Origin of the sequence: Marivita sp. (assembly GCF_017643905.1) — a bacterium.
In the GTDB taxonomy this organism is placed as follows: Bacteria; Pseudomonadota; Alphaproteobacteria; order Rhodobacterales; family Rhodobacteraceae; genus Marivita.
Window position 1 is genome coordinate 1 of the sequence record NZ_JAEPMO010000013.1, and the last position, 22,037, is coordinate 22,037.

Here is a 22,037-nt window from a genome sequence, read left to right on the forward strand (position 1 = left end):
CTCCCGCTCATGATATTTCACCTCTGCCGCGCGTGAGGCAAACTTGTTCCAAGGACATACGGCCAGACAATCGTCGCAGCCATAGATGCGGTTGCCCATCAACCCACGCAGGTCTTCGTCCACCGGCCCATGATGCTCGATCGTCAAGTAGGAAATGCAGCGCCGCGCATCCAACTGATAGGGCGCTGGGAACGCCTCGGTCGGGCACACATCCAGACAGGCCCGACACGACCCGCAATGATCCACTTCGGCCACATCTGGCGTCAGATCAAGCGTGGTAAAGAGCGAGCCGATAAAGAACCACGACCCCAACTCACGCGACACAAGGTTTGTGTGCTTGCCCTGCCAGCCCAGTCCCGCCACCTGCCCCAACGGCTTTTCCGGCACTGGTGCCGTGTCGACGAACACCTTCACCTCGCCTCCACCTTCGGCGATCAGCCAGCGCGCCAGACGCTTAAGCCGTTTCTTCACCACATCATGGTAATCACGGTTCTGCGCGTAGACCGAGATGGCCGCCTGCTCGGGATGCTCAAGCACGTCCAACGGATCATGCTCTGGCCCGTAATTCTCAGCCAACATGATGACCGACTGGGCCTCTGGCCACAGCACTTGCGGCGCACCGCGCCAATGCGCGCGGTCAGCCAGCCAGCCCATCTGCCCATGATAGCCTGCATCCAGAAACGCGCGCAGTCGCTTTGGAACCTCCGGAACGTCCCACGGGCGACAGATGCGGCAGGCCGAGAACCCTTCGATCAACGCCTGCGCTTTCAATCGGGCCGTGAGGTCCATGCATGTCCCCATGTTCCGATTTTTCGGACGAAAAATCGGGTCCGCCTCAGAAATCCAGATCGGCATAATGCGGCGGTTGCGGGAAGCCCGGCACCTGATCGGCCAGGATCGACCGGAAGGCCGGGCGAGATTTGATCTTGGCGTACCAATCCTTGACCACGGCGCTGCGGTTCCAGTCGACATCCCGGATGTAGTCCAGCGACGACAGATGCGCGGCAGCGGCAAAATCGGCAAGCGTCATGGTATCCCCCGCAAGCCAGCGGCGATGATCCAGAAGCCACGCCATATAATCAAGGTGATACTTGATCGCCTTGGCCCCAGACTTGACGTTCGCGCTGTCCGGAAAGCCCTGCTTGGTGACCTTCTTGTTCACCCGCTCGTAAAGCAGTTTCGACGTCACCTCATTGTGGAACTTGTCGTCGAACCAACCCACCAGACGCCGCACTTCATAGCGCGCATCCAGCGACCGGGGCATCAGCGGCGGTTCGGGATATTTCTCTTCGAGATATTCGCAGATGGCCGCACTTTCCGCCATCGTACGCCCATCGATCTTGAGAACAGGCACCTTCGCAGCGGGATTGCGGCGCAGGAAATCCGGGTCTTTCTCCCAGTATTTCTCTTCCACCAACTCGCACTCGATCTTCTTTTCCGCAAGGCTCAGCCGAACCTTGCGGCAGAACGGCGACAACGGAACATGATAGAGTTTGGCCATGCGAAACGAGTCTCGAAAATTGGGTGATCGGTCCCTTCTAATTGCCGCGAAGCGCCCCGCAATACAATGGGCCGGAGCCGGATTAATCCCAGACGCGCGGTTTTCGTCTCACCCAACCGGGCTCAATTCTGGAAACAGGCGGCCCGACCGTCCTGATTGATGGTCTCTGCCCCACTCCGGATCGAACGGGCGCGGCGGTCCACGAAATTGCTCGGGTTCGAGGCGGATCGCGTCTTGGGCGACGGCAGAACCGCGGCCAGCCGCGCTGCCTGAAGAGGGCTGAGATCGGCAGCATCAACGCCGAAATAATGCTGGGCAGCAGCCTGTACGCCAAACACACCCTCGTCGAATTCAGCGACGTTCAGATACAGCTCAAGAATACGCCGCTTGGACCACATCGCTTCGGACACCGGGGTCAGCACCGCCTCCAGGCCTTTGCGCACCCAGGACCGGTCCTGCCAGAGAAACACGTTCTTTACGACCTGCTGCGAAATCGTCGAGGCGCCCCGCGCGCCGCCTGCTTCGATGGCGGCCTGAATGGCGTCTACATCAAAGCCCCAGTGCAGACAGAAATTTGCGTCTTCCGCCGCCACGGCAGAGCGGAACATCACTGGTGCGATCTGCTCGGCATCGACCCAGACCTGATCGACGGGCGCGCCCAGACGGCGCCCCTCGGACCACATCGTATGGGTTGTCGGCGGGTTCACAACGCCGAACAGCCCGACAATCGCCAGAACCAGAACGATCAGCGCAAGAGCCGTGCGAAAGCCCCATTTCAACAGCCAGCGATAGGGCGCGAGGATCTTGTCGACCAGACCCGGCTCTTTTCCGGCACGCGTGCGCTTGGCCTTCGGCTTGTTCAGCCGAGGCCCCTGCTGAGGAGTGGGTTTGGGTTTTCCGCCTGCCATCGCAGGCACATTAGGCGCAACTGCCATGCAAGAAAACATCCCCTCTGGTCTTGTCCGTCATCGCGGGTAGTCGCAGAATCCGGTGCAAGCTGGGCCACAGAATGGCAACTTGGTGAAACTGGTTTACTTTTGCCCGATATCGCACAAGACCCAGAGCATGCTTCTCGTTCTCGCGCTTCTTGGCTTCTATCTGTGCAGCCTTTGGTTGGCCTTCGCCTTTACGCTTGCACAAAAGGCTTTGGTGCAGGGCGTCGGTCTGTGCGCCGTGGCCGCTGTTGCCGCGCTGACGCTATGGCTTCTGGTTCAGACGGGTTTTATCGAGCCTTGGCTCTCAATCGCGTTGAGCGGCGCGATCGCTCTTCCGGCGTTCATGATCGGTCTTGGCCTTGCGATGGGTGGACTGCTGCGGATCACCGGTCAGAACCGAGACTGGAAATATGGGCTGACCTGCCTTGGCGCGGGCGCACCCGCCGTTCTGGGCGTTCTTGCAGCCTTTGCAACCTGAACCGCTCATGACACGGACCTCCGATTCATTGCTGGGACATGCGGCGCAAGGCGGTCCCATGTTTTGAGAAGAGCGGCGCGATACTGGCGGATGGGCCGCTCGAACAGCGTGGCAAAGCCAAAACAGATCGACAGCGTCAGCAGCAGGAAGACGAGGTTATAGGCCGGCAGGGTTTCCGGCAGTGTTGCATCGAGCAGATGCAGCGTCGGGTAATGCACGAGATAGAGCGAGAAGCTGCCACCCGCGACCCAACGCACCGTTTTGGCAATGCCGCCTTCGGTCCGTTCAGGCCAGGTGTCGGCCAGATACCGCACGCCCACCAGATGCAGCGCGAGGCACAGCGCGATCACCGAGTTCCAAAGCACCTCGTTCGAATAAACAAGAATCGCGTGGTGGTCATGCGGCGCAAGCAAGCGCGCGGTAAAGCTTTCCAGATCGGCAGGGATCGACGACATCTTCATCATCACCAGCGCGACAACGCTGCCCACCGCAAGCACCCAAGCGCGACCGCGACCGTGGCCATCGGTCAGCACCGACGCATGCCGCCATACCCAGACGCCGACCCACCACGCGGGCAGCAAAGCCAAGGCTGGCACGCCCACCAGAAGAACCAAAACCAGCAAGACCGCGATGCGCTGAACACCTGTCAGGAACAGCACCGCGCCGAAGATCAGATAGAACGCCACCTCGTAGCTCAGTGACCAGATCGGACCGTTGCTGCCAAGGCGCACCCAGTCTCCGGTTCCGGTCCAAAGATTGGTGAGCGTCAGGCCACGCCAGAAGAATTCGCCCAGCGGCACGTCCTGATAATAGGGCGCCTGATAGGCCGACATATCCTTGGCTGTGCCTACCGCATCAAAGACCAGCGTCAGCATCAAAGCCGGGATCAACACCGACATGATCCGTGTGATCCGGTTGAACCCATAGCGTCCCAATGTTCCGTCGCGCTGCGCAGCATAGGCAATGACCACACCCGACAGGACAAAGAAGACGGCAACCGCATCGCTGGCCACGTTCCAATCGCGCAGGAACTGATAATCTCCGCCGGTAAAGCGCGTATGCGCCATATGTCCGAACAGCACCGTCAACGCGGCACCGGCCCGCAGAGCATCCAGCCAGAGCGAAAACCCTTGGCTCATGCGTGCGGTACCCACGGTTCCGGTTGCGGCTGGCCGTCCCTTCCGCACCATGCCAAGCACATTCTGTGCGCTTTCCACAAACGGTTTGAACAAGGCAGCGCCAAGGGTCTCATAAGGTTGCTCGCGACGTTGGCCCTTGGCATCGGACACGCCAAAGGTCAGGTCCTCGTAGCTTTCGGGAACGTAAAGTGTGCCAAACATCCAGTCCCAGATCGCAAAGATCGACCCGTAGTTCTTGTCATGGTGTTTGACGGCAACCGAATGGTGAATCTGATGCTGGGCCGGCGAGATCAGGATGTGCTCCATCACCCGGCCGTAGCTGATCCAGATATGGCTGTGCCGGAAGTTCGAGCCGAGCGTATGGAATAGGAAATAGACCGCATTGGCGCCGCCAATGGTGACCATGCTCAACTCACCAACAAGGAAGTAGAGCGCCAAACCCTGCGCGATGCCGACGAAAAGCGTCATCAACAGTGAATTGATCATCGGCTCCAGCGGATGCACCCGCTGCACCGTCAAAGGCGTCAGCACATCCGCCGAATGATGCACCGCGTGGAACGGCCAAAGCGCGCGCCATTCATGATGCGCGCGGTGTGCCCAATATTTGCAGAAATCGCTGACGACCACGACGATCAGGGTAACGGCAGCGATGCGCAGCCAGGTGGTTTCGGGCGGCGCGTAATCGGCACCGCCGAATTGCGCCAGAAGCCCGTAGGCGACCGTTGTCGGAAAGAACACCGCGCCAAACACGCCCAATACGGCGAAAAAGCGCGATGCGAAAAACAGCTTTATATCCAACAGGTTGGAACGGTGCCGGTAGACCTCTTTCGGCAACAGCCAAGAGGTGAACGTGCCCGGACTGCCCCGGTATTTCCAGATGCCAAAGGCGATCAGGACCGTGCAGGTCAGGTAAAAAATGGAGTACCGCACATTGAAATCGAAGGGCGCATCAAGCGTCGCCGCGATAAAGTTCTGCAGTGTTTCCATGTCCCGAACTCCGTACTGGGTCGGGATCGGGATAGGGGGGCAATTTGGCCGTATTGAGGCTCGTTTTTGTCGCCAATACGCAATCAATGCCCCAAAACGCAAACGACCCGGCCGCAGGGCCGGGTCGTTGACCTGGTCACTGGCTCCGCAATTATTCGGCAGGAACCGCTTTCTTTTCGATGCCCAGCGGATGGCTGATCTTGTCCAGCATCTCTTTCGGGCAGACTTGCATGAAGTTGCCCAGTTCGAGGTCCCAATGCTGCAGGATGTCCTGCGCCTTGCGGCTCATGGTTTCCTCGGCATGACGCTCGATCAGGCCCTTCAACTGGTCGATCCAGTGATCCACCGTCACCGGGCAGGTCACAATGCTCTCAGGGTTCATAAGCGCCTGCGCCTTGCCCTCGGGATCGTAGAGATAGGCCATGCCGCCGGTCATACCCGCACCGAAGTTGGCCCCGATATCGCCAAGGATCACCGCAACACCTCCGGTCATATATTCACAGCCGTTCGATCCACAGCCCTCGACCACCACTTTGGCCCCAGAGTTCCGCACCGCGAACCGCTCGCCCGCGCGACCTGCGGCAAAAAGGTAGCCGTCGGTCGCCCCGTAGAGCACGGTGTTGCCGATGATCGTGTTCTCGGCCGCTACCAGCGGCGACATCATCGGCGGACGCACCACAATGGTGCCGCCCGACAGACCCTTACCGACATAGTCGTTGGCATCACCAGACACTTCGAGCTTCAGCCCCGGAGCAGCAAACGCGCCCAGCGACTGGCCCGCAGAGCCGGTCAGTTTCACCGTCAGGTGGTTCGGTTGCAGCGCGTTGCGCATGCCGAACTTGCGCACGATATGCGACGAGGTGCGTGTGCCCACGGTCCGGTGCGTGTTCTGCACCGCGTAGGACAGTTGCATCTTCTCACCATCCTCAAGGAACCGTGCCGCATCGCGCACGATTTCCGCATCCAGAGTGTCCGGCACTGCGTTCCGCGGGCGGTTGCGGTCATAGACGATGTCGTCCGACCCATCGACGCGGATCAGCAGCGGGTTGAGGTCGAGATCGTCAAGGTGATCCGACCCACGGCTGACCTGGCTCAGCAGATCGGCTCGTCCGATCACCTCTTCCAGAGACCGCGCACCAATCGACGCCAGCACATCCCGCACTTCCTGCGCGTAGAAGGTGATCAGGTTCACCACCTTGTCCGCGTTGCCGGTGAACTTGGCCCGCAGGGATTCGTCCTGCGTACAGACACCAACCGGGCAGGTGTTCGACTGGCACTGACGCACCATGATACAGCCCATTGCGATCAGCGCCGCTGTGCCGATGCCGTATTCCTCGGCGCCCAGCATCGCCGCCATGACAATGTCACGCCCTGTGCGCAGGCCACCATCGGTCCGCAGGGTCACACGATCCCGCAGCTTGTTCATCGACAGAACCTGATGCGCCTCGGTCAGGCCCATCTCCCACGGCAGACCCGCGTATTTGATCGAGGTCGCAGGCGACGCGCCGGTGCCACCGTTGTGGCCGGAAATCAGGATCACGTCCGCCTTGGCCTTGGCCACACCGGCGGCAATCGTACCGACGCCGCTGGATGCCACCAGCTTGACCGTCACCTTGCAGCGCGGGTTGATCTGCTTGAGGTCATAGATCAGCTGCGCGAGGTCTTCGATCGAGTAGATGTCGTGGTGCGGCGGCGGTGAAATCAGCGTCACACCCTTGGTCGAATGGCGCAGGCGGGCGATCAGGTCGGTGACCTTCATGCCCGGAAGCTGACCACCCTCACCGGGCTTCGCACCCTGTGCGACCTTGATCTCAAGCTCTTCGCACTGGTTCAGGTATTCGGCAGTCACGCCAAACCGGCCCGACGCCACCTGCTTGATCTTCGCAGACGGGTTGTCGCCATTCGGCTCTGGCACGAAATGCGCCGGGTCTTCGCCACCTTCACCGCTATCGGACTTCGCGCCGATCCGGTTCATTGCGACGTTCAGCGTCTTGTGCGCCTCGGGCGACAGCGCACCCAGTGACATGCCGGGGGTCACGAACCGCTTGCGGATGCTGGTGATGCTTTCCACCTGCTCCAGCGGAATCGGCTCGCCCAGCGGCTTGATTGCCAAGAGGTCACGCAGATGGATTGGCGGGTTCGCCTGCATCGCCTTGGAATAGGTCTTCCAGATCTCGTAGGACGCCTTGTTGCAGGCCATCTGCATGAGATGCATTGTCTGCGCGCCCCACGCATGGGTCTCGCCCGACTTGCGCGCCTTGTAGAAGCCACCAATCGGCAGCACGTCCTGACCACCCCGGAAGCCCAGCGCGTGGATTTCCTCGGCCTTGCGCTGCAGCCCGTTCAGGCCAATGCCGGAAATCCGGCTCAACATGCCGGGGAAGTATTCCGCACACATGGCACGGCTCAGACCCACGGCCTCGAAGTTCAGACCGCCGCGATAGGACGAGATCACCGAGATGCCCATCTTCGACATGATCTTGAGCAAGCCCTGGTCAACCGCCTCACGGTACTTGGCCACCGCCTCGGTCAAGGTCAGGTCCAGAAGACCTCGCTTGATGCGATCCGCCAGCGAATCCTCTGCCAGATAGGCGTTCACCACGGTCGCACCTGCACCGATCAGAACCGCAAAGTAATGCGGGTCGATACATTCCGCCGACCGCACATTGATCGAACAGAAGGTCCGCAGACCCTTGCGGGTCAGGTGGCTGTGCACCGCGCTGGTGGCAAGGATCATCGGCATCGCCACCTTGCCTTCACCGCAATACTCGTCGGTCAGGGTGATGTGACCGGCACCAGACCGCACCGCGTCTTCCGCCTCGGAGCGGATACGCTCCAACGCAACCTGCAAGGCACCCTGTTCGCCGTTCGCCGGGAAGGTACAGTCGATCTCGCAGAGACCGGCGTTGAAGTGGTTGGCCAATTCCTTGAACTGTGCATTGCCGACAAACGGGCTGTCCAGCACGAGGATCTCGGTCTGTGCGCTCGACTCGTCGAGCACGTTCTTCAGGTTGCCGAACCGTGTCTTGAGGCTCATCACGCGGTATTCGCGAAGCGAGTCGATCGGCGGGTTGGTCACCTGACTGAAGTTCTGGCGGAAGTAATGCGACAAAGGCCGGTACTTCTTGGACAGAACCGCCGACGGCGTGTCGTCGCCCATAGACGCAACGACCTCTTTGCCGTCCTCGGCCATCGGCGCCAGAACCTGCTCCAACTCTTCGATGGTATATCCCGCCGCGATCTGACGACGGCGCAGTTCCGCACCCTCGAACATCGGGGTCTCGGTCACTTTGCCAAGCTCTTCATCAAGCTCGTTGATCTTGCCGACCCATTCACCGAAGGGTTGGCTGGCCGCAAGTTTGTCCTTGATTTCAACGTCGTGGTAGAGCTTGCCCTCTTTCATATCGACAGCCAGCAACTGACCCGGCCCAAGCGCGCCCTTTTCGCGCACGGTGCCTTCGTCAATCGGAACCATGCCAGCCTCGGAACCCGCGATCAGCAGGCCATCGCCCGTCACGACATAGCGCATCGGACGCAGGCCGTTCCGGTCAAGACCGGCACAGACCCAGCGACCATCGGTCATGGCAAGGGCGGCAGGGCCGTCCCATGGCTCCATCACCGAGTTGCAGTAGGAATACATGTCGCGCCACGCTTCGGGCAGTTCGATGGCCTGCTTCGACCAAGATTCAGGCACCAGCATGGTCTTGGCCATCGGCGCATTGCGGCCCGCACGCACCAGCACTTCGAACACCGCGTCCAATGCCGCCGAATCCGACGCGCCATTGGCGATGATCGGCTTGATGTCCTCGGCCATGTCCCCGAACGCCGACGAGGCCATGCGGATCTCGTGGCTCTTCATCCAGTTGACGTTGCCCTTGAGCGTGTTGATCTCACCGTTATGGGCCAACATGCGGAACGGCTGCGCCAGCCACCACTGCGGGAAGGTGTTTGTCGAATAGCGCTGGTGATAGATCGCGAACGCCGACTCGAACCGCTCGTCCTGCAGGTCGGGATAGAACTCCGCCACCTGTTCCGCCAGCATCATGCCCTTGTAGATGATTGACCGGCAAGACAGCGACGCGATGTAAAGCTGCCCGATCCCCACTGCACCCGCAGCCTTTTCGATCCGGCGACGGATCACATAAAGCTCGCGCTCGAACGTTTCCTCGTCGACACCTTTGGCGTTCGAAATCAGGATCTGTTCGATCTCGGGGCGGGTCGCGTTGGCCTTTTCGCCAAGGCAATCCACGCTGACCGGCACGTGCCGCCAGCCGTAGATGTAGTAGCCCATGCGCAGAACTTCGGTTTCCACGATGGTCCGGCAGGTTTCCTGTGCGCCGAAATCGGTACGCGGCAGGAAGACCTGACCCACGGCCATCAGCTCGTCCTTGCGCGGCTTGTGACCGGTGCGTTCGATCTGGTCGTAAAAGAACGGGGCCGGGATCTGCACGTGAATACCCGCGCCATCGCCGGTTTTACCATCAGCATCGACAGCACCGCGGTGCCAGATTGCCTTGAGCGCATCAATACCCGCCTCGACCACCTTGCGCGACGGCTTGCCATCAAGGCTGACCACAAGGCCCACGCCACAGGACGAATGCTCGTCTTCTTCCGAGTAGAGACCGTTCTCCGCCATCCATTTGCGCTTGGCTTCCTCGGCGCGGACCCATTCTTGATCATACTTGGTCATGGCGTGTCTCCTTCGACAAAAGGGTTGTTCGCTTCATATTGCGCCTGCGTCGCGCGCTTGTGGTCGCCTTTGAGCTGCCCGTAGGCTGGCGCGCGGTCGCAGTAGATTTCAGATATGACGGGAAACGAATCCGCCTCGGCAAACAGCGCGGGCATCAATTCGTACTCGTCGTCTTCGCCGTTGTTGCGAAGCCAAAGGTTCGTCCCACACACCTCGCAAAAGGTGCGCGAGGCAAAAGGCGTCGACGCGTAGCTCTTGGTCGGGCCCTCGACATACACCGCATCGGGTTTTGCAAGAAAGTATCCGGTGATCGTCCCGGACCAGACCCGACACTTCCGGCAGTGGCACACACCAACAGCGGCGACGTAGTCACCATCCACGCGGATGCGTGTTCCACCGCAAAGGCAGGTGCCAACAAGCCGACCCGTCCGCCGGTAAGGAGCGGCGATATCGCTCATTCCGCAGCGACGGCACTCGCGCCGTTCAACTGGCGCAGCACGGCCTCGGCACAGTCGCGTCCATCGCGGATCGCCCAGACAACCAGCGACGCACCGCGCACGATGTCGCCCACGGCATAGACCCCCGGCAGCGCCGTTGCACCTGTGGTGAATTCCGCCTTGATCGTGCCCCAACGGGTCACTTCCAGTTCCGGCACACCCCAAAGCGTCGGAAGCGCTTCCGGTTCAAAGCCCAGCGCCTTGATGACGATATCCGCAGGCTCAACATAGTCCGACCCTTCGATCACTTCAGGCATCTGACGACCGGTAGCATCCGGCAAACCAAGCCGCATCCGTTCAACGATCACGCCGTTCACGGGATCGCCGGTAAAGCCCTTGGGCGCGGTCAGCCATTCGAACTGCACGCCTTCTTCCTCGGCGTTCTGCACTTCGCGCTGCGACCCCGGCATGTTGGCGCGGTCACGGCGATAGAGACATTTAACCGACTCGGCCCCCTGACGGATCGCGGTGCGGACGCAGTCCATGGCGGTATCGCCACCACCGATCACGACAACCTTCTTGCCTGCCGCGTTCAGCTTGCCGCTGTCGAATTCAGCCACGTCGTCGCCAAAGCTCTTGCGGTTCGACGCGGTCAGATAATCGAGCGCCTTGACGATGCCATCGGCACCCGACCCCGGACCGCCCAGATCACGCGACTTGTAGACGCCGGTCGCGATGATCACCGCGTCATGCTGTTCGCGGATCTCGTCAAACGACATGTCCTCACCGATGTTGCAGTTCAGAACAAAGCGCACGCCGCCCTTTTCCAGCTGATCGTTCCGGCGCATGACAATGGGCTTCTCAAGCTTGAAACCGGGGATGCCGTACGTCAGCAGACCACCCGCGCGGTCGTAACGGTCATAAACGGTGACCTGCACACCCTGACGGCGCAGCACGTCGGCCGCAGCCAAGCCACCCGGCCCTGCACCGATGATCGCAACGCTTTCCTTGCGCTCCCGTGCGGGCTTGATCGGCAGAACCCAACCTTCTTCCCACGCGGTATCGGTGATGTACTTTTCGACCGACCCGATGGTCACAGTGCCGTGGCCGGATTGTTCGATCACGCAATTGCCTTCGCACAGACGGTCCTGCGGACAGATGCGGCCACAGATTTCCGGGAAGGTATTGGTCGCCTGGCTGACCTCATAGGCCTCCTGCAACCGGCCTTCGGCGGTCAGGCGCAGCCAATCGGGGATATTGTTGTGCAGCGGGCAATGCGACTGGCAATAGGGCACACCGCACTGTGAACAGCGGCTGGCCTGTTCCTTTGCCTTCGCATCGGCATATTCCGCGTAAATTTCGTGGAAGTCCTCGCGCCGCTCTTCGGCAGCACGCTTTGTGGGCATGTCGCGTTCAACTTTGACGAACTTCAACATCGGCTGCTTTGCCATAGCGCATGTCCTTCCCTTCATCTGGTCGCGCCTGATTATAGAAGACCAAAGAGAAAGAAAAGTCACTTATGCTGACCTATTTTTGTGAATTTCGCCTGCGTCGAGGCAAATTCATGCTGCAATGCAGCTATTTTAGGTCCGATCCGGACTTAAATTTATCCTTCCTATTGGTTTTAAAGGCTTTATACCCAAGCCAGAATTTGTACTCGGACATCACACCATGGCCCTGACCCATCTGCTTATCCTAGCGTTGATTCAGGGCATTACAGAATTTTTGCCGATTTCCTCGTCGGGCCACCTGATTCTCCTGCCGAATCTGACAGGTATGGCCGATCAGGGGCAGGCACTTGATGTGGCCGTACATGTCGGAACACTGCTGGCAGTGATCCTCTATTTCTGGTCCGACGTGAAAATCGTGACACTCGGCGCAGGGCGTGTGATCCGGGGCAAGATCGACACCCAAGGCGCGTTCTGGGCGCTCTGCCTGATCATCGCCACCATCCCGGTCATCCTGGTGGGTCTGGCGCTCAAGCTGTCGGGCCTCAATGATCTGTTGCGCTCCACCGCCGTGATCGGCTGGACCATGCTGCTCTTCGGCATCGTCCTCTATTGGGCTGACCAGACCGGTCCGACAACCAAACGCGCCGAAAGCTGGAGCCTGAAAGACGCCACCATCATGGGTCTCTGGCAGGCGCTGGCCCTGATCCCCGGCACCTCACGCTCGGGCATCACCATCACCGCGGGGCGGCAACTGGGCTATGATCGGGAAAGCGCGGCAAGGCTGTCCATGCTGATGTCGATCCCGACGATCCTCGCCTCGGGCGCGTTGCTCAGCATCGAAGTCGCGCAAGAGGCGGATATGAGCATCGTCCGCGACGCCGGGATCGCGGCGGTCTTTGCCCTCCTTTCGGCATTGGCAGCGCTGAAACTGATGTTCAAACTGCTGAAATCCGTCAGCTTCACACCGTACGTGATCTACCGTGTGATCCTCGGCGTGATCCTTTTGGTTATCGCCTACACTTGACCAAAGGCACCCGCTTTCGGTCGACCGAAAGCCACGATGCGTCGTCGCATCGTGTCCCTAATCCCGATGATAGGGTGTCCCCGCGATGATCGACGCCGCCCGATACAGCTGCTCTGCAATCATCACCCGCACCAGCTTGTGCGGCCAGACCATCTTGCCAAAGGACAGCAGCATATCCGCCTCGGCCCTGAGCGACGGATCAATCCCATCTGCCCCGCCAATGACAAAACAGACATCTGACCGCCCCTGATCGGCCCAGCCCTGCAGCTTTTTGGCAAAGTCAGGCGAGGACATAAGCGCGCCCCGCTCGTCAAGACAGACCAGAAGAGACCCCGCCGGGATCGCGGCCCGCAGCAACGCTGCCTCTGCCGCCATCCCACCGTTCTTCTTGTCCTCGACCTCGGTTTCGCCCTCGAAGCGCCAGCCAAGGCCGCGCCCCGTCTGGCCAAAGCGCGACAGGTAGTCGTCGGTCAGCGCGCGTTCCTCCGAGCGGCCCGCAAGCCGCCCGACCGCGCGAAGATGCACACGCATCCTAGTTGGTCAGCGCGGTCCCTGCCGGGAGCCACATTTTTTCCAACTGGTAAAATTCACGCACTTCCGGCCGGAAGATGTGAACGATCACGTCGCCCGTATCGATCAGCACCCAATCGCCGGTTTCCTTGCCCTCGACCTTGCACAGGATACCACGGTCGGCCTTGAGCTTTTCGACCAGCTTTTCGGCCAGTGCCGACACCTGGCGGGTCGACCGCCCCGAGCACACGACCATATAATCGCCAATAGACGTTTTGCCACGCAGGTCGATCTGCACGATGTCTTCGGCTTTGTTTTCGTCGAGTTCAGAAAGAATCACCGCGAGCGTCGCTTCGCTGGCTGATCCGGTTCCGGGTGTGCCGGTCATGGGCAGACCCCCGTCAGTGGCACGCGCCACATCCGTTTGAAAAGACAGGACATCGTCCTCCTAAGTGTAAACGCCGTTCCGCCCCGGCGCTGGGTGGAGTGAAAATAACACCGCAGGGCCGAATTCTCAATGACCCGCGACAAAATTGGCGGTCATGCGCCATAAGGAACCCACACAGTCTTGGTTTCGGTCGCCGCATCGAGGAACGTGCGCCCCTCGCCTTCGACCCCCATCCAATCGCGGCTGCGCCCATAGTTGACCCATGTCCGCTTGAGGTTGAGCGCCGCACCGCGTTCGATCACGGCTGACAGATCACTCGAAGAGAACGACCAGACCGCCTCCACATCCATGTGCTGCGCCAGTGTCGGGGCCAATTCGGCGTGCCGGCCGGTCAGGATGTTGACCACGCCGCCCGGCACATCCGACGTGTCCAGCACCTGATAGAAATCCGTCGCCGCCAGCGGGAACGGCTCGGACGCCACCAGTACCACCCGGTTGCCCATCGCAATCGCCGGGGCCATCACCGACACAAGGCCCAGAAGCGGGTGATCATCCGGGCAGAATGCCCCGATCACACCACAGGGTTCCCGCATGGCCAACGCGACCCCGCGCAACGGCACCTGCGCCACGCGCCCGTCGAACTTGTCGGCCCATGCAGCATGGGTGAAGAGCCGGTTCACCGCGACATCCACCTCTTTCGCGCCGGTCTTGGCACCTGTCATCTGGTTCAACCGCGCCGCAAACTCGTCTTTCCGCGCGGCGAGGTTCTCCGCGATGTAATACAGGATCTGCGCCCGCAGATGCGCCGTTGTCCCGGCCCAGCCTGCCGCCCCACGCGCCGCCTCAACCGCGTTGCGCACGTCCTTGCGGTTTGCCAAAGGCGCCTGCCCGATCAGCTTGCCCGCCTTGGTGTAGACCTCATAGGCATAGCCGCCATCGGGCCGCGCCTGCTTGCCCCCGACATAAAGCTTGGCCGTCCGGTCCACCGCCTGAGGCTCCGCATCCGGCCCGCTGCTGAACCCGGCAATCTTGCCCAGCGCCTTACCGGTGCCCGAAGGCTTCGTATAGACCATTATCCCTTCCGGCCCACCTTCACGCCCGAACCCGCTTTCACGGATGCCTCCAAAGGGAGCTGCCGCGTCGAACATGTTGGTCCCGTTGATCCAGACAACACCTGCCGCCAGCTTGGGCGCGATGTCCAAGGCGACGTTGATGTTCTCGCTCCACAGCGTCGCCGCAAGCCCGTAGCGCGTGTTGTTCGCCAGATCGACCGCCTCGGACGGCGTGCGGAACGTCGTGCCCACCAGCACCGGCCCAAAGATTTCTTCCTGCATCAGCGGGTCAGCCGTACTCAGCCCGGTGATCAAAGTGGGGGGATAGAAACAGCCCGCTTCCGGCATCTCGCAATTCGCGCGATAGGTCTCACCCGCCGTGTTGCTGTCCACCAGCTTCTGAATCGTCTCCAACTGCTTCGGATCGACAATCGCTCCCACATCGATCGACTTGTCCAAAGGCGATCCGACCCGCAGCTTGTCCATCCGCGCCTTCAGCTTGGCATAGAAACGATCCGCGACACCTTCCTGCACCAGAAGGCGCGACCCTGCACAGCAGACCTGCCCCTGATTGAACCAGATCGCATCGACGAGGCCCTCAACCGCAGAATCCAGATCCGCATCCTCGAACACGATGTACGGCGACTTGCCCCCCAACTCCAAGGTCAGGGCCTTGCCCGACCCTGCCGTCGCCTCACGGATACGACGCCCCACGGCGGTCGATCCGGTAAACGCCACCTTGTCCACATCCGGGTGCGTTACGATCATCTCACCCACCGCTCCGTCTCCGGTGACGATGTTCACCACACCTTTTGGCAACCCGGCCTGACGGCACACATCCGCAAACAAAAGCGCGGTCAGTGACGTGTATTCCGCAGGCTTAAGAACAACCGTGTTCCCAGCCGCCAAAGCAGGCGCAACCTTCCACGCCAGCATGAGCAAAGGAAAGTTCCACGGAATCACCTGACCACAGACGCCATGCGCCTCGCGCCCGGCAAATTCGCTGTCAAACAACTGCGCTTGCCCGGCGTGATAATAGAAATGCCGCTGCGCCAAAGGCACGTCGATGTCCCGGCTTTCGCGGATCGGCTTGCCGTTGTCCAAGGTCTCAAGCACCGCAAACAACCGCGCATGTTTCTGCATCAGCCGCGCCAGCGCATAAAGATACCGCGCCCGCCCCGCGCCGCCCAACTTGGCCCAAGCTTTCTGGGCCTTGCGCGCAGCTGCGACCGCTGAATCCACATCCGCCTGCGTGCCCTGCGTCAAATGGGCCAGCACCTCGCCAGTGGCCGGATTGCCGCTCTCGAACACCTCACCAGGGTCTGTCATCGCGCCATTGATGAAATGGCCGAACCGGTCCCCCTGATCGACCAGCCACGCCAGCGCGTCGCCTGCCGATTCCGGCGCAGTCCCATAGTCCATACTCTCGAAAATCTCTTGTACGGTCATTGGAAGGTGCCTTTCACAAGCAGGAAAACAACGTAGGCCAGCCAAAGGAGCGCCGCTCCACGGATGACCCATTCAACTCGGCGCGTCCGGTCGTGCAAATGCGCGAACCGCTGCAAGCCTTCAGGTGGATCGGCTGGCGGGTCAAAGGCCGGTTCCGGCCCCAGCATCCGCTGCATCAGCGTTGGCAAGTCGCGCACCGCGCGTTTCAGTTTGCGCCGCCGCCAGTTCTGCGCCCCCAGCCACATCAGCGCCGAGAGGCCGAACAGCAGTACCATCGGGTTATTGCCCATCGTTTCGCCTCACCCGGCCGCGTGCCGCCACGAGGCCGAATAGGCACCCGTCAGATGATGTTCCAACTGCCGTTCGATATCGCCAAGAAGCGACGACGCGCCAAAGCGGAACAGATCGTTCTGCACCCAGCGGTCACCCAGCTCTTCCTTCATCAGCGCAAGGTACACCAGCGCATCCTTCGCCTTGGAAATCCCGCCCGCAGGCTTGTAGCCCACGCGGTAACCGGTCTCTTCGAAATAATCCCGGATCGCCCGGATCATCACCAGCGACACCGGCAGCGTGGCGTTGACGCTTTCCTTGCCGGTCGAGGTCTTGATGAAATCCGCCCCCGCCATCATGCATACGAGCGAGGCGCGCGAGACGTTCTGCAACGTGCCAAGCTCGCCCGTGGCCAGAATGGCCTTCACATGCGCCTCACCACAGGCGGCGCGGAAGGCGCGCATCTCGTCATAAAGCGCCTGCCAATTGCCCGTCAGCACATGCCGACGCGAGATCACGATGTCGATCTCGGCAGCACCCGCTTTCACGCTCTCTTCGATCTCCGCCACCCGCAGGTGGAACGGCGACAGGCCCGCCGGAAACCCCGTGCTGACCGCAGCAACGGGAATCCCTGTTCCCGCCAGTGCCTCCACCGCTGCCTCGACCATGTCGTGATAGACGCAGACCGCACCGACCTTGAGCCCATCCATGCCCAGCGCCGCCAGCAGATCCGCCCGCACCGGCTGCCGCGCCTTGGCGCAAAGCCGCGCCACACGTCCCACCGTGTCATCCCCCGCCAGAGTGGTCAGGTCGATACAGGTGATCGCCCGGCACAGCCACGCCGCCTGATAGTCCTTCTTGACCGACCGCCGCCCCGGCAGCGTCGCCGCCCGCCGCTCAATCGCCGAGCGGTTTGCGGTCGCGCGCATCACCCAGTCCAGATCCAGCGCCATCCCCGGATTGCGCGGCTCAAGCGTCTGCGGCAAATGCACCGTCTCACGTGTCGTAGTCTGCATGGATCACTCACTCCTTGAACGCGAATGCTGACACGGCCACACGGCGCAGACAAGACACGACGCCGCGTAGCGCGCCCTAGCGGATCAGGTTCGAGAGCCACCTCTTCAGCGCATTCTTCTGTGGCCGCAGGATTGGCAAGTGCAGGATGCGCGGCTTCGGCTGGTCCGACCAGATCAACTCCGACGCCTCGAAGATCCGTTTGTTGAATTGCGGCGGGAACACATAGAACCGCAGATCGGACTTCCACAACGTCTCGCGGAACGTCGGCTGGTCGATCTTGAACCCTGCCGCATCATAGGCCGCCTGCCAGTCATCGAAGAACGCATCAGTCGCGGCATCCTTGCGATATAAAAGCACCCCGCAATTGATCTCGGGAAAAGTCTCCGGCACCTCGGTCTGCCACACCCGCTTGTGCCGGGGCCGATGCCACAGCATCACGTGCGCCCCGCACAGATCGAACTTCTGCAAGAGGTCAAAAAGCGACGACAGATCCGCCCGGATCATCGTGTCATTGTCCAGATACAGTGTCTCGTCATACGGGCTGAACTTCAGCGCTCCCACCTTGGGCCGGGTCATCTCTGGCGGAATGACAAAGCTCTGGTCAAACCCGCTGGTGTCATCGTCCGCCGCACACCAAATCGCCGCCTGCAGTCCCGGATTGTGCCGTTTCACCGACGCCGCCGACCGCCGCGCGACATCCACATGCGCCTTGCCCCAGGCCACATACATCACGCCGCGTGTGCGGGTTCCGCCTTGCATCGCACCACCTCCAGTTGACACGCCAAGGACTAGTGCCGCCGGGACCCCAAGTAAATGCAACCCGATGGTTTTTTGCTTGACCAGATGCAGCGTTACAGGGATTGCAGGCAGCCATGACCCATGCCCCCCTCATCGAAATTCACACCCGTTCCGAGGGCTTCCTGTCGAAGATCGACATCGAGGACAGCCGCAGTCCCGGAGCCGTGCTGGTCACTGCATCCTTCCACCCCGGTGGCTTCGTACAGTCCCTGTTCGACAGTCTGGACATCGTTTGCCCGACGCATCTGTTGGGCGCGGTCGAAAAACGCCGTGCCGAATATCTCGCAGGCCGGGCCATGGCACGGGCCGCGATGGCGCTTCTGGATCATCCGCTGGCCCGCGTGACCACCGAACCCGGACGCGCGCCACTCTGGCCCAAGGGCCTGTCCGGCTCGATCAGCCATGCGCGAGGCCGCTGCGCCTGTCTGCTGTCCCGTGACACGACCCACAGCTACGGCGTCGACACCGAAGCCATCGCGTCGGGCCGCAGTCTGAACGCGATCCTTTCCGAAACCCTGAACGCCACCGAACGCGACAGGATCACCCAAGGCCCGTTTCCCTCGGCCACCAACGCCACGCTGGCTTTTTCGGCCAAGGAAACGCTGTTCAAGGCGCTCTTCCCACAGGTCGGCCACCATTTCGGTTTCGACGCCGCCGAACTGACCGAAGCCCCCGGCCAGACCAGCCTGACCCTCGCCCTGACCACCGACCTGACGGAAACCCTGCCAACGGGACGCCGCTTCGAGATCCAGCACCGCCTGACGGGCACCCATGTGCTGACATGGCTTTCCGTGCCCATCGCCTGATCTTCTTCTCTTTCCAAATACGCAAACGCACCGCCTGCCAGGATGCAGGCCGCCTGACTGACTCGAATCACTGGAAAAAGAACAAAATAAGAACATAAAGGAGAGATATGTTCGCAGAGCTGTCGATCACCTCCAATTTCACCTTCCTCACCGGGGCCTCTCACCCCGAGGAGTATATGGAGCGTGCCGCCACGCTGGGCCTCTCGGCCATCGCCATCACCGACACCAATTCCGTGGCTGGCATCGTCCGCGCCTGGACGGAAGGGAAAACCCTCCAACGTCTCATCCGCGAACGCACCGACCTTGAATCGCGCAATGGCCCCATCGGCCCGCCTGTGCCCACCCACATCGACCACCGGCGCAGTCACATCCTGACCCATGTGCCCCGGCTTATCCTCGGCGCGAAGGTCGTCACCGACACCGGCTTCACCGCCACCGCATTGGCCAGCACACGGCAAGGCTGGGCGCAGCTCTGCCGCCTGATCACCACCGGCCGCCGCCGCGCCCCCAAGGGTGACTGCCACCTGACACTCGACGATCTGGTCCAATGCACAGGCGGTCTCATCTGGCTCCTGCACCCGCCGACACAGGCGCTGACGGCACAGCGCGGCGCGGGCGACTGGCATTCACAGGCGGAACGGCTGTCGCGCCGCTTCCCCGGACAGACCCATCTCCTGCTCAGCCCGCTCTATGACGGGCAGGACAGCCCCCGCTTCGACCGCATCGCAGCGCTGGCACACAGCTTGGGCCTGCCCACCGTGGCTTCGGCCAATCCGATCATGCATCACGGCCGCCGCCGCAAGCTCGCGGATGTGGTCACCGCCATCCGCCAGGGCTGCCGCGTTGACGAACTGGGCACCAAGGCGCTCGCCAATGGCGAACAGCGCCTGCGGTCCGAGGCCGAAATGCGCCGCCTGCTTGGCCCCCATGCCGATGCGGTGGACCGCGCTGCAGAACTGGCCGAGACCTGCACATTCGACCTTGGCCAACTGCGCTACGAATACCCCAGCGAAATCACCGGGTCAGAGACCGCCGCCCAGCGCCTGTCCCGCCTCGCGCACGAAGGGCTGAAATGGCGCTACCCGCATGGCGCGCCCGACAAGGTGAAAAAGCTGCTCGCCCATGAACTCACCCTGATCGGCAAGCTGAAATACGAACCTTACTTTCTCACCGTGCGCGACATCGTCGCCTTCGCCCGCGACCGGGGCATTCTCTGTCAGGGGCGCGGGTCCGCCGCCAACTCGGTGGTCTGCTACTGCCTCGGCGTGACCTCGGTCTCTCCCGAAATCGGCACGATGGTGTTCGAACGCTTCGTGTCCGAGGCCCGCGACGAACCGCCCGATATCGACGTCGATTTCGAACATGAACGCCGCGAAGAGGTGATCCAGCACATCTACGACCGATATGGTCGTCACCGCGCCGGCCTCTGTGCCACCGTGATCCACTACCGCGGCAAACGCGCCATCCGTGAAGTCGGTGCTGCCATGGGCCTCAGCCAAGACACCATCGGCGCGCTCTCTTCCCAGCTCTGGGGCTTCTTCTCGACCAATGGCCTCGAAGAGCATCGGATGCGCGAAATCGGCCTCGACCCGAACGACCACCGCCTCAAGCTGACGATGGAGCTGATCTTCGAGATCATCGGCTTTCCCCGTCACCTCAGCCAGCATGTCGGCGGCTTCATCATCACCGAAGGGCGGCTCGACGAACTGGTCCCCATCGAAAACGCCACGATGGAGGACCGCACCGTCATCTGCTGGGACAAGGACGATATCGACGCTCTGGGTATCCTCAAGGTCGATGTGCTGGCCCTCGGCATGCTGTCCTGTATCCGCAAGAGCTTTGATCTTCTGAAACTGCATCACGGCCAGAACTACAACCTCGCCACCCTGCCGCCCGAAGACCCGGCGGTCTACGACATGCTCTGCAAAGCCGACAGCGTTGGTGTCTTTCAGGTCGAATCCCGCGCGCAGATGAACTTCCTGCCCCGAATGAAACCGCGCACCTTCTACGATCTGGTGATCGAGGTCGCGATCATCCGTCCCGGTCCGATCCAGGGCGACATGGTTCACCCCTACATCCGCCGCCGGAATGGCGAAGAAGAGGTCAGCTTTCCCTCGGACGAGTTGGGGGCGGTGCTGGGCAAAACTCTTGGCGTGCCGCTCTTTCAGGAGCAGGCGATGCAGATCGCCATTGTCGGCGCGGGCTTCACCCCCGAACAGGCCGACCGCCTGCGCCGGTCTCTCGCCACCTTCAAGAAACACGGCAACGTGTCAGAGTTCCGCACCCTCTTCATGCGCGGCATGCGCAACAAGGGCTATGACGATGATTTCGCCGAACGCTGTTTCTCGCAGATCGAAGGCTTCGGATCTTACGGCTTTCCCGAAAGCCACGCCGCCAGCTTTGCCCTGCTGGTCTATGCCAGTGCATGGATCAAACACCACCACCCCGGCATCTTCGCCTGCGCGCTGCTGAACTCCCAGCCCATGGGGTTTTACGCCCCGGCCCAGATCGTCCGCGATGCGCGCGAACATGGCGTGACCGTCCTGCCTGTCTGCATCAATGCCAGCTTCTGGGACAACGTGATGGAACCCGACGCCAAGGGTGGCCTCGCCCTGCGGCTGGGCTTCCGACAGATCAAAGGGTTGAACGAGGAAGACGCGTCATGGATCGCCGCCGGACGCGGCAATGGCTACCAGAGCATCGGTGACCTCTGGCGTCGCGCCGGGCTTGACCCCGCGACCATCGCCCGTCTGGCCGAGGCCGACACCTTCCGCGAGATCGGCCTCACCCGCAGGCAAGCCCTGTGGGAGGCCAAGGCGCTGACCACCCGCAAGACCCTGCCGCTGTTTGACGGCGACATCGACGGCGAGGCGATCATTGAACCCGCAGCCCACCTGCCCGCCATGACCGAGGGCGAACAGGTGGTCGAGGATTACGTCGCCCTGCGCCTCACCCTACGCCGCCACCCGGTGGCGCTCCTGCGGCACATCCTGACGCCCGATCCGTCCCGTACGGTTCAACCTTACGTTTCGACACCCAAACCGTACAAACCACCGATGCCGCTGCCCTTCACCCGCGCGAACCCGGATTGATTGCCGCGAGCAG

The 22,037-nt window shown here is 61.6% G+C and carries 17 protein-coding genes; 4 read left to right on the top strand and 13 right to left on the bottom strand.

Annotated features, from left to right (window positions below; genetic code table 11):
• The 3 genes from queG to mtgA form a co-directional block, all read right to left on the bottom strand.
• On the bottom strand, positions 1 to 789 hold a 789-nt coding region (gene queG / locus JJ869_RS03340; protein WP_292264565.1), incomplete at its 3' end, for a tRNA epoxyqueuosine(34) reductase QueG.
• 46 nt (positions 790 to 835) lie between these two features.
• A complete protein-coding gene (locus tag JJ869_RS03345) occupies positions 836 to 1,501 on the bottom strand; it encodes a glutathione S-transferase family protein (RefSeq protein ID WP_292264566.1) in 666 nt (221 codons plus the stop codon).
• A 122-nt stretch (positions 1,502 to 1,623) separates the two neighbouring features.
• Complete coding sequence (gene mtgA, locus JJ869_RS03350) at positions 1,624 to 2,436, bottom strand: monofunctional biosynthetic peptidoglycan transglycosylase (RefSeq protein ID WP_292264567.1); 813 nt, start codon at positions 2,434 to 2,436, stop codon at positions 1,624 to 1,626.
• A 130-nt stretch (positions 2,437 to 2,566) separates the two neighbouring features.
• Between mtgA and JJ869_RS03355 the strand changes: the two genes are divergently transcribed.
• Positions 2,567 to 2,914 carry a hypothetical protein gene (locus tag JJ869_RS03355; protein ID WP_292264568.1) on the top strand — a complete coding sequence of 116 codons (348 nt, stop codon included), beginning with the start codon at positions 2,567 to 2,569 and terminating at the stop codon, positions 2,912 to 2,914.
• A gap of 5 nt (positions 2,915 to 2,919) precedes the next feature.
• Here the strand turns inward: JJ869_RS03355 and JJ869_RS03360 are convergent, their stop codons facing one another.
• The 4 genes from JJ869_RS03360 to JJ869_RS03375 form a co-directional block, all read right to left on the bottom strand.
• Positions 2,920 to 5,040, bottom strand: a complete 2,121-nt coding sequence (locus JJ869_RS03360) for a sterol desaturase family protein (protein ID WP_292264569.1) — start codon at positions 5,038 to 5,040, stop codon at positions 2,920 to 2,922.
• 151 nt (positions 5,041 to 5,191) lie between these two features.
• A complete protein-coding gene (gene gltB, locus JJ869_RS03365; protein WP_292264570.1) occupies positions 5,192 to 9,730 on the bottom strand; it encodes a glutamate synthase large subunit in 4,539 nt (1,512 codons plus the stop codon).
• Positions 9,727 to 10,188: a GFA family protein gene (locus tag JJ869_RS03370; RefSeq protein WP_292264571.1), complete on the bottom strand. Its 462-nt coding sequence runs from the start codon at positions 10,186 to 10,188 to the stop codon at positions 9,727 to 9,729. The genes gltB and JJ869_RS03370 overlap by 4 nt, the downstream gene beginning before the upstream one ends.
• Positions 10,185 to 11,618, bottom strand: coding sequence for an NAD(P)-dependent oxidoreductase (locus JJ869_RS03375; RefSeq protein ID WP_292264572.1), 1,434 nt, complete (start codon positions 11,616 to 11,618; stop codon positions 10,185 to 10,187). The genes JJ869_RS03370 and JJ869_RS03375 overlap by 4 nt, the downstream gene beginning before the upstream one ends.
• Before the next feature lie 220 nt (positions 11,619 to 11,838).
• Between JJ869_RS03375 and JJ869_RS03380 the strand changes: the two genes are divergently transcribed.
• A complete protein-coding gene (locus JJ869_RS03380) occupies positions 11,839 to 12,642 on the top strand; it encodes an undecaprenyl-diphosphate phosphatase (RefSeq protein WP_292264573.1) in 804 nt (267 codons plus the stop codon).
• Between the two features lie 57 nt (positions 12,643 to 12,699).
• Here JJ869_RS03380 and rlmH read toward each other — a convergent pair whose 3' ends face one another.
• From rlmH to JJ869_RS03410, 6 genes are all read right to left on the bottom strand, one after another.
• A complete protein-coding gene (gene rlmH / locus JJ869_RS03385) occupies positions 12,700 to 13,173 on the bottom strand; it encodes a 23S rRNA (pseudouridine(1915)-N(3))-methyltransferase RlmH (protein WP_292264574.1) in 474 nt (157 codons plus the stop codon).
• Position 13,174: 1 nt separating this feature from the next.
• Positions 13,175 to 13,540 carry a ribosome silencing factor gene (gene rsfS / locus JJ869_RS03390; protein WP_292264575.1) on the bottom strand — a complete coding sequence of 122 codons (366 nt, stop codon included), beginning with the start codon at positions 13,538 to 13,540 and terminating at the stop codon, positions 13,175 to 13,177.
• A gap of 152 nt (positions 13,541 to 13,692) precedes the next feature.
• Positions 13,693 to 16,041 carry an aldehyde dehydrogenase family protein gene (locus JJ869_RS03395; RefSeq protein ID WP_292264576.1) on the bottom strand — a complete coding sequence of 783 codons (2,349 nt, stop codon included), beginning with the start codon at positions 16,039 to 16,041 and terminating at the stop codon, positions 13,693 to 13,695.
• Positions 16,038 to 16,331 carry a hypothetical protein gene (locus tag JJ869_RS03400; RefSeq protein WP_292264577.1) on the bottom strand — a complete coding sequence of 98 codons (294 nt, stop codon included), beginning with the start codon at positions 16,329 to 16,331 and terminating at the stop codon, positions 16,038 to 16,040. The genes JJ869_RS03395 and JJ869_RS03400 overlap by 4 nt, the downstream gene beginning before the upstream one ends.
• Before the next feature lie 9 nt (positions 16,332 to 16,340).
• Positions 16,341 to 17,327 carry a deoxyribose-phosphate aldolase gene (gene deoC / locus JJ869_RS03405; RefSeq protein WP_292264578.1) on the bottom strand — a complete coding sequence of 329 codons (987 nt, stop codon included), beginning with the start codon at positions 17,325 to 17,327 and terminating at the stop codon, positions 16,341 to 16,343.
• Positions 17,328 to 17,403: 76 nt separating this feature from the next.
• Positions 17,404 to 18,087 carry a hypothetical protein gene (locus tag JJ869_RS03410; RefSeq protein ID WP_292264579.1) on the bottom strand — a complete coding sequence of 228 codons (684 nt, stop codon included), beginning with the start codon at positions 18,085 to 18,087 and terminating at the stop codon, positions 17,404 to 17,406.
• A 113-nt stretch (positions 18,088 to 18,200) separates the two neighbouring features.
• Between JJ869_RS03410 and JJ869_RS03415 the strand changes: the two genes are divergently transcribed.
• Positions 18,201 to 18,932, top strand: a complete 732-nt coding sequence (locus JJ869_RS03415) for a 4'-phosphopantetheinyl transferase superfamily protein (RefSeq protein ID WP_292264580.1) — start codon at positions 18,201 to 18,203, stop codon at positions 18,930 to 18,932.
• 107 nt (positions 18,933 to 19,039) lie between these two features.
• Complete coding sequence (locus JJ869_RS03420; protein WP_292264581.1) at positions 19,040 to 22,024, top strand: error-prone DNA polymerase; 2,985 nt, start codon at positions 19,040 to 19,042, stop codon at positions 22,022 to 22,024.
• Positions 22,025 to 22,037 lie beyond the last annotated feature (13 nt).

Coding starts and splice junctions, on each gene's coding strand:
- JJ869_RS03345 (WP_292264566.1), bottom strand. CDS start 1,501: ATGGCCAAACTCTATCATGTTCCGTTGTCGCCGTTCTGCCGCAAGGTT.
- mtgA (WP_292264567.1), bottom strand. CDS start 2,436: ATGGCAGTTGCGCCTAATGTGCCTGCGATGGCAGGCGGAAAACCCAAA.
- JJ869_RS03355 (WP_292264568.1), top strand. CDS start 2,567: ATGCTTCTCGTTCTCGCGCTTCTTGGCTTCTATCTGTGCAGCCTTTGG.
- JJ869_RS03360 (WP_292264569.1), bottom strand. CDS start 5,040: ATGGAAACACTGCAGAACTTTATCGCGGCGACGCTTGATGCGCCCTTC.
- gltB (WP_292264570.1), bottom strand. CDS start 9,730: ATGACCAAGTATGATCAAGAATGGGTCCGCGCCGAGGAAGCCAAGCGC.
- JJ869_RS03370 (WP_292264571.1), bottom strand. CDS start 10,188: ATGAGCGATATCGCCGCTCCTTACCGGCGGACGGGTCGGCTTGTTGGC.
- JJ869_RS03375 (WP_292264572.1), bottom strand. CDS start 11,618: ATGGCAAAGCAGCCGATGTTGAAGTTCGTCAAAGTTGAACGCGACATG.
- JJ869_RS03380 (WP_292264573.1), top strand. CDS start 11,839: ATGGCCCTGACCCATCTGCTTATCCTAGCGTTGATTCAGGGCATTACA.
- rlmH (WP_292264574.1), bottom strand. CDS start 13,173: ATGCGTGTGCATCTTCGCGCGGTCGGGCGGCTTGCGGGCCGCTCGGAG.
- rsfS (WP_292264575.1), bottom strand. CDS start 13,540: ATGACCGGCACACCCGGAACCGGATCAGCCAGCGAAGCGACGCTCGCG.
- JJ869_RS03395 (WP_292264576.1), bottom strand. CDS start 16,041: ATGACCGTACAAGAGATTTTCGAGAGTATGGACTATGGGACTGCGCCG.
- JJ869_RS03400 (WP_292264577.1), bottom strand. CDS start 16,331: ATGGGCAATAACCCGATGGTACTGCTGTTCGGCCTCTCGGCGCTGATG.
- deoC (WP_292264578.1), bottom strand. CDS start 17,327: ATGCAGACTACGACACGTGAGACGGTGCATTTGCCGCAGACGCTTGAG.
- JJ869_RS03410 (WP_292264579.1), bottom strand. CDS start 18,087: ATGCAAGGCGGAACCCGCACACGCGGCGTGATGTATGTGGCCTGGGGC.
- JJ869_RS03415 (WP_292264580.1), top strand. CDS start 18,201: ATGACCCATGCCCCCCTCATCGAAATTCACACCCGTTCCGAGGGCTTC.
- JJ869_RS03420 (WP_292264581.1), top strand. CDS start 19,040: ATGTTCGCAGAGCTGTCGATCACCTCCAATTTCACCTTCCTCACCGGG.